We start from the raw sequence: 5246 nt of genomic DNA, 5'->3' as shown, positions 1-5246 counted from the left end.
GCGATTCGCCAGTGCGCTTTATCATCGCGGAACCATGCTGACGCTTTTCCACCATCCCATGTTCGCCACCTGTCGCTTCGTCCGCCTCGCATTCGGCGAGTATGGCGAGGAGCTGGCTTTGATCGAGGAAAAGCCGTGGACCCGGCGCAAGGAGTTCCTGGCGCTGAACCCGGCCGGAACGCTGCCGATCCTGCTGGCCGAAGGCGACGTGCCGATCGTCGGCGCGACGGTGATTTCGGAATATCTCGATGAAACGCGCGGCGTGCTGAAGCGCGACAAGCGGCTGTTCGCCGAGGACCCGATGCAGCGCGCCGAAATCCGCCGGCTCATCGACTGGTATCTCAACAAGGCCGAAAGTGAAGTCACCCGCCATCTGGTGCGCGAGCGCGTGCTCAAGCCGGTCATGCCGGAAACGGCTGGCGGCGGCTCGCCCGATTCGGGCGCGATCCGTGCCGCGCGCGCCAACATCCGCCAGCACATGAAATACACCAACTGGCTGGCCGGCACCCGCCATTGGCTGGCCGGTTCGAGGGTCACCTATGCCGATCTCGCGGCCGCGGCGACGCTGTCGGTGCTCGACTATCTCGGCGAGATCGACTGGCGCGAGCACAGCGCTGCACGCGAATGGTACACGCGGGTCAAGTCGCGGCCCTCCTTCCGGCCGCTTTTGACCGACCGGGTGCGCGGCCTGTCACCGGTGTCGCATTATGCGGACCTCGACTTCTGACGCCGCAAAACTGCGCGCGCTGATCGACGCGGAGGCGCAGCGCGCCGGCTTCGATGCCGTTGCCGTCACCTCCCCCGATGCGATCCCGCTGGCGCCGGCGCGCCTGGCCGAATTCGTCGCCGATGGCTTTCATGGGTCGATGGACTGGATCGCCGAGACGCTTCAACGCCGCAGTGAACCAACAGCCCTCTGGCCGCAGGTGCGCTCGATCATCGTGCTGGCGATGAACTATGGCCCCGACCATGATCCGCGCGGGGTGCTGGCCAAGCGCGACTCCGGCGCGATCTCGGTCTATGCGCAAAACCGCGACTATCACGATGTGATGAAGGGGCGGCTGAAGGAGATCGCCGGCAAGATCGTGGCGCGCGCCGGGGGTGATGTGAAGGTATTCGTCGACACTGCGCCGGTGATGGAAAAGCCGCTGGCCGAGGCCGCCGGGCTCGGCTGGCAAGGCAAGCACACCAATCTGGTCAGCCGCGAGCACGGCTCCTGGCTGTTCCTCGGCACCATCTTCACCACCGCCGAACTCGTGCCCGACCGCGCCGAGATCGACCATTGCGGCTCCTGCCGCGCCTGCCTCGACGCGTGCCCGACCGATGCCTTTCCGGCGCCCTACCGGCTCGATGCGCGGCGCTGCATCTCCTATCTCACCATCGAGAACAAGGGGCCGATTCCGCACGAATTCCGCGAAAAGATCGGCAACCGCATCTATGGCTGCGACGATTGTCTTGCCGCCTGCCCGTGGAACAAATTCGCCCGGGCAGCTTCCGAAGCAAAACTCGTCGCGCGCGATGATTTGCGCGAGCCGCCGCTCGCCGACCTTTTGGGTCTCGATGACGCGGCCTTCCGCGCTTTCTTCTCCGGTTCGCCGATAAAACGCATCGGCCGCGACCGGTTCATCCGCAACGTGCTGATCGCCGCCGGCAATTCCGGCGATGCCTCTCTTGCCGACACTGTGCGCGCCTTGCTGGACGATGCCTCGCCGCTGGTCCGGGGCGCGGCAATATGGGCGCTGGCGCGGCTGGTGCCCGATGCCGAATATTCAGAACGGGCAGCCATCGGCCTGAAAACCGAAAGCGACGAAGCCGTGCGCGACGAATGGCGTCTGGCGCGGCCAACCAGGGCGAATGCATGAGCGAAAAGCAGATATTCATCTTCGGCGCCGGCTATTCCGGCGGGGCTTTTGCTCGGGCTAACAAAGGCGCCGCGACGATCTTCGGCACGACACGCTCGCCGGAAAAATTCGAGACGCTACGGCAGGCCGGTGTCGCGCCGCTTCTGTTCGACGGCGCGATGACCGGCGAAATCGGCGATGCATTGGGAAAAACAACGCATCTGCTGATTTCGGTCGCCCCGGAAGAGGCCGGCGATCCTGTGCTGAATGCCGCCCGCGCGGGAATCCTCACTCAAATGCCGGTGCTTGAATGGATCGGCTATCTCTCCACCGTCGGCGTCTACGGCAATTATGACGGCGCATGGGTCGATGAAACGGCGGAATGCCGGCCGGTGTCGAAGCGCTCGGTGATGCGGGTGGCCGCCGAACGAGACTGGCTGGAGCTGGGCCGCGAGATCGGCCGACCGGGGGCGATCCTGCGCCTGTCCGGCATTTACGGCCCCGGCCGCAACGCGCTGGTCAATCTGGAAAACGGCACTGCAAGGCGGCTGGTCAAGCCGGACCAGGTGTTCAACCGCATCCATTGCGACGACATTGCCGGCGCCCTGTGGCAGCTCATCGAAGGCAATACAGGCGGCATCTTCAACGTCACCGACGACCTGCCGGCGCCGCCGCAGGATGTCGTCGCCTATGCCGCTTCGCTAATGGGTATCGAACCGCCGCCCGAAATTCCCTTCGACGCCGCCCAACTTTCGCCCATGGCGCGGTCCTTCTATGGCGAGAACAAGCGTGTCGCCAACGCGGCGATCAAGGCGGCGGGTTATTCCCTGCGGTTTCCAGACTACCGCGCCGCCTTCGATCATATGTGGGCAAGCGGCGATTGGCGTGACGGCGAAGCGCGCAGCCCGATGAAGCGCTGACGATCGAAGCCGCGGGCGCGGCGTGCTATGATTCGGCCTTGGGATTGCGGTGGAGAACCGGGTTCATGAAGACAGCGATGAGGCTATCTCTAGGCAAAACGCCCCTGTTGGCCGCTGCGCTCGGCCTGCTTGCCGTGCTTGGCTCAGCCGTTCAGCCGGCGACCGCCGAGGAGCGGGCAAAAGACCTGTTCGGCGCCAAGAAACTGCCGGCCGCGACCGCGGCGCGGTCGATTGGCTTCTATTCCAAGGGCTGTTTTGCCGGCGGCGTCGCCATTCCCTTGGACGGTCCGACCTGGCAGGTGATGCGGCCGTCGCGCAACCGCCGCTGGGGCCATCCGGCGATGATCGCGGTAGTCGAGAAATTGTCGCGCGACGCAGCGGCCGATGGTTGGCCAGGCCTGCTGATCGGCGACATTTCGCAGCCGCGCGGCGGCCCGATGCTGACAGGACATGCCTCGCACCAGATCGGGCTCGACGCCGACATCTGGCTGACGCCGATGCCCAGCCGCCCGCTGTCGATGGCGCAGCGCGAATCGATGAGCGCCACCTTGATGGTCGATGAGAAGACCCATCTGGTGAAGGACGCGCTGTGGACGCCAGCGCACACAAGGCTTCTGAAGCGGGCGGCGAGCTACGGCCAGGTCGAGCGCATCCTGGTCAATCCGGGCATCAAGAAAAAGCTCTGCGACACCGTCAAGGGCGACCGCTTCTGGCTGCGCAAGGTCAGGCCGTTCTGGGGCCACGACTATCATTTCCACATGCGCATCGGCTGTCAGCCCGGATCGCCCGGCTGCAAGGCGCAGGAGGCGACGCCGGACGATGACGGTTGCGGCAAGCCGCTGGCCTGGTGGTTCACGCAGGAGCCCTGGCGCCCCAACAAGAACCCGGATGCGCCCAAGGCCCGCGACCTGATGACGATGGCGAACCTGCCGGGCGAATGCCGCGCGGTGCTCGACGCGCCGGGGCCGGACTCGGCCGAGGCGGCGACCTACCATGGCGGCGGCGTGCCGGTCGCGGCCGCCGCGCCCGAACCCGAAACGCCGTCATTGCCCGCCACCCCGGCCGCCGCCGGCTTGCCAAGCACGGTGAACGCCTTCACGGCGACGCCCGAGATCGGCGTGCCGCTGCCGCGACCGCGGCCGCCTGGAAACTGACGATCACGGCTTATAGCTTACAGCCTTATAGGCAGGCTCAATCGGTTCAGCGCCTCATTTTTGCGAAACCGTGGCGGTTTGGCCGCAGAGCCGGCCTCAGCGCGCCGCCGGGATCGAAAACCGTTTCCCTTTTCAAACCCATGCGCTAGTCAACGGAAGAACGGCCAGATGCCGTCGGGGGCGCCGGAGACGGACGAGAGCATGCCACGCACAGGCGACGACGACACTTTGCTGCGGTTTCCGATCCTGATCGGCGACATCGGCGGCACCAATGCGCGCTTTTCGATCGTGCTCGACGCCAATTCCGAGGCAGGCGAGCCGACCATCGTCCAGACGGCGAACTACAACACCATCGACGAGGCGATCCAGGCGGCCGTGCTCGACCGCTCGTCGGTGCGTCCCAAATCGGCGGTGCTGGCGGTGGCTGGCCCGGTCGACGGCGACGAGATCGAGCTGACCAACTGCCCCTGGATCGTCAAGCCGAGGAAAATGTTCGCCAGCCTCGGCCTGAGCGACATCGTCGTGCTCAACGATTTCGAGGCGCAGGCGCTGGCCGTCGTTGCGCTCGGCGAGGAGCACATGGAAAAGATCGGCGGCGGCACGCCGGAGCCCAATGCCGGGCGCGTCGTGCTCGGCCCCGGAACCGGGCTCGGCGTCGCCGGGCTGGTCCATGCGCTGCACCATTGGATACCGGTGCCCGGCGAGGGCGGCCATATGGACATCGGCCCGCGCACACCGCGCGATTTCGAGGTTTTTCCGCATATCGAGAAGCTCGAAGGCCGCGTTTCGGGCGAGCAGATCCTGTGCGGACGCGGTCTGGTCAATGTCTACAGGGCGGTGGCCAAGGCGGACGGCAAGCCGTCGCCCTTCACCACGCCGGCCGAGATCACTGCCGCGGCACTTGCGAAAACCGATCCGGTTGCAGTGGAAGCGCTGGAGATTTTCGTCACCTGCCTTGGGCGCACCGCAGGCGACCTTGCTCTGGTGTTCATGAGCCGCGGCGGCGTGTTCCTCACCGGTGGCATCGCGCAGAAGATCGTGCCGGCGCTGAAAGCCGGCAATTTCCGCGCCGCTTTCGAGGACAAGGCGCCGCACAGCGCGATGATGCGCACCATGCCGGTCTACGTCATCACCCACCCGCTGGCCGCACTTCTGGGCCTTGCCGCCTATGCCAGGAACCCCTTGCTGTTCGGTGTCCAGACGGAGGGCCGGCGCTGGCAGGCCTGAAAGCCAGCGAAGCGCTCGCGCCCCGCGACGAAGTTAATCAGGTGCGGGCATAGGCAATCAGGCCGCAGGGCGTTAAGAGGGGTGCCGAATTTGCAGCCCCGGTC

Annotated in this window: 5 protein-coding genes; all 5 read left to right on the top strand. The window is 65.9% G+C overall.

The window, feature by feature from the left end:
* Positions 1-34: 34 nt before the first annotated feature.
* Complete coding sequence (locus tag EN964_RS23395; RefSeq protein WP_013528622.1) at positions 35-727, top strand: glutathione S-transferase family protein; 693 nt, start codon at positions 35-37, stop codon at positions 725-727.
* Positions 708-1862, top strand: coding sequence for a tRNA epoxyqueuosine(34) reductase QueG (gene queG, locus EN964_RS23390; RefSeq protein WP_127269762.1), 1155 nt, complete (start codon positions 708-710; stop codon positions 1860-1862). The genes EN964_RS23395 and queG overlap by 20 nt, the downstream gene beginning before the upstream one ends.
* Positions 1859-2761 carry an SDR family oxidoreductase gene (locus tag EN964_RS23385; protein ID WP_127269764.1) on the top strand — a complete coding sequence of 301 codons (903 nt, stop codon included), beginning with the start codon at positions 1859-1861 and terminating at the stop codon, positions 2759-2761. Before queG ends, EN964_RS23385 begins: the two co-directional genes overlap by 4 nt.
* A gap of 65 nt (positions 2762-2826) precedes the next feature.
* Positions 2827-3915: a penicillin-insensitive murein endopeptidase gene (mepA, locus tag EN964_RS23380; protein ID WP_127269766.1), complete on the top strand. Its 1089-nt coding sequence runs from the start codon at positions 2827-2829 to the stop codon at positions 3913-3915.
* A gap of 201 nt (positions 3916-4116) precedes the next feature.
* Positions 4117-5142 (top strand): glucokinase, encoded by a 1026-nt coding sequence (locus EN964_RS23375; protein ID WP_127268267.1) that lies wholly within the window; start codon positions 4117-4119, stop codon positions 5140-5142.
* Positions 5143-5246 lie beyond the last annotated feature (104 nt).

Source organism: Mesorhizobium sp. M7A.F.Ca.CA.001.10.2.1, assembly GCF_003998575.1.
Lineage (GTDB): Bacteria > Pseudomonadota > Alphaproteobacteria > Rhizobiales > Rhizobiaceae > Mesorhizobium.
Note: the sequence above shows the minus strand (reverse complement) of the source record. Positions and strands in the feature narration are given on the sequence as shown.